Raw genomic sequence first — 2,091 nt, 5'->3', positions numbered from 1 at the left:
GTACTTCAGCCACTTCTACGCACGTCGCGTACGGCGCATCCTGCCGCCGTACGTGCTGCTGCTGCTGGTGTCGACGCTGCTGTTCGGCTCGAGCTGGCTGCCGCACTGGCCGTGGTTCGCGTTTTTCTCGACCAATATCGGGCTGTCGCTCGGCAGCATCGGCCATGACAGCCTGAACGTGCTGTGGTCGCTCGCGGTCGAGGAGCAGTTCTACATCTTCTGGCCGTTCGTCGTGCTGTGGTGCTCGGAGCGCGCGCTGCTGTGGGTCGCCGCCGCGCTGATCGTCGCGGCGCCGGTGCTGCGCGCGATCGCGACGCCGTGGTTCGATTCGTTCTGGCCGATCTACTACCTGACGCCGTTCCGGATGGACCTGCTCGCAGCCGGCGCGTTGCTCGCGATCGTGCTGCGCCGCGACCGGCGCGCGCTGGAGCCGTTCTATCCGCTCGCGATCGTCGGCGCGCTCGTGTCGCTCGCGATCCTCGGCTGGCTGCACCTGTCGTTCCCGCGCTTTCGCGCCGCGAACACGCCGCTGTCGAACGCAGCGCTCTACAGCATCTCGCTGCTGCTGTGCACGTCGATCGTCGTGATCGCGCTGCGCGGCCGCGGCCTCGTTCAGCGCGTGCTGACGAACCCGATGCTCGTCTACGTCGGCACCGTCAGCTACACCGTCTACCTGATCCACCTGAGCGTGCTGTACGCGCTGTGGCCGCTGCATCTGAACCGCTTCGTCACGGCCGTGCTCGCGCTCGCGATCACGCTCGCTTACGCGACCCTGAGCTGGTACGGCTTCGAACGGCGCCTGACACGCGGGCCGGCGCGCCGCGCGGTGCCGGCTGCCGCCGGCACGACCGCCTGAATTTCATCATCCATCGCTTCTACCAGGACAACGCCATGAGCCAAACGCGTAAAAAGGCCATCATCACCGGAATTTCGGGGCAAGACGGTGCGTACCTGACCAAACTGCTGCTCGACAAAGGCTACGAAGTCACCGGCACCTACCGCCGCACCAGCTCGGTGAACTTCTGGCGTATCGCCGAGCTTGGCGTCGACACGCACCCGAACCTGACGCTCGTCGAGCACGACCTGACCGACGCGGGCTCGAGCCTGCGCCTGCTCGAACGCACGCAGCCGGACGAGCTCTACAACCTGGCCGCGCAAAGCTTCGTCGGCGTGTCGTTCGACCAGCCGGCGACGACCGCCGAAGTGACCGGCATCGGCCCGCTGAACCTGCTCGAGGCGATTCGCGTCGTGAGCCCGAAGACGCGCTTCTACCAGGCGTCGACGTCCGAGATGTTCGGCAAGGTACAGGCCATTCCGCAAACGGAAACCACCGCGTTCTATCCGCGCAGCCCGTACGGCGTCGCGAAGCTGTACGCGCACTGGATGACCGTGAACTATCGCGAATCGTATGGCCTGTTCGGCAGCAGCGGGATCCTGTTCAACCACGAATCGCCGCTGCGCGGCCGCGAATTCGTCACGCGCAAGATCACCGACACGATCGCGAAGATCAAGCTGGGCAAGGCGACCAAGCTCGAGCTCGGCAATCTCGACGCGAAGCGCGACTGGGGCTTCGCGCTCGAATACGTCGAAGGCATGTGGCGCATGCTGCAGGCCGACGAGCCCGACACCTACGTGCTGGCGACCAACCGCACCGAAACCGTGCGCGACTTCGTGCGGATGGCGTTCGCGGCGGCCGGCTACCAGATCGAATGGACCGGCAAGGGCGAGCAGGAGCGCGGCCTCGATGCCGCGACCGGCAACGTGCTCGTCGAAGTGAACCCGAAGTTCTACCGCCCGGCCGAAGTCGACCTGCTGATCGGCTGCGCGGACAAGGCGAAAAGCAAACTGGGCTGGGCACCGAAGACGACGCTCGAACAACTTTGCCAGATGATGGTCGAAGCGGATTTGACGCGGAACCAACACCATGACACGTTCTGAAACCGGGCGTCCGTCGCGCCGTGCATTCGTCACGGGCCTGACGGGCTTCACCGGTCGCTACATGGCCGAACGCCTGCAGGCGGCCGGCTATGACGTCTGGGGCACGGTCGCGCCCGGCACGCCCCGCCCCGCCGATCCGGCGTTCGCACACTG

At 66.0% G+C, this 2,091-nt stretch carries 3 protein-coding genes; all 3 read left to right on the top strand.

Features of this window, described 5'->3' with window-relative positions; genetic code table 11:
- A partial coding sequence (locus JMF90_RS34735) for an acyltransferase (RefSeq protein ID WP_201326131.1) occupies positions 1-856 on the top strand: 856 nt, incomplete at its 5' end.
- A gap of 35 nt (positions 857-891) precedes the next feature.
- Positions 892-1,938 carry a GDP-mannose 4,6-dehydratase gene (gene gmd, locus JMF90_RS34730; protein ID WP_011548084.1) on the top strand — a complete coding sequence of 349 codons (1,047 nt, stop codon included), beginning with the start codon at positions 892-894 and terminating at the stop codon, positions 1,936-1,938.
- Positions 1,925-2,091 (top strand): NAD-dependent epimerase/dehydratase family protein (locus JMF90_RS34725; RefSeq protein ID WP_201326130.1); only part of this gene is annotated, 167 nt, incomplete at its 3' end. The genes gmd and JMF90_RS34725, both read left to right, overlap by 14 nt.

The sequence above is a fragment of the Burkholderia sp. E168m23 genome (assembly GCF_016586125.1).
Lineage (GTDB): Bacteria > Pseudomonadota > Gammaproteobacteria > Burkholderiales > Burkholderiaceae > Burkholderia > Burkholderia orbicola.
This window is presented reverse-complemented; position numbering and strand designations above follow the sequence as displayed.

Excerpts from the sequence above, each read along its gene's own strand:
- gmd (WP_011548084.1), top strand. The coding sequence starts at position 892 with ATGAGCCAAACGCGTAAAAAGGCCATCATCACCGGAATTTCGGGGCAA.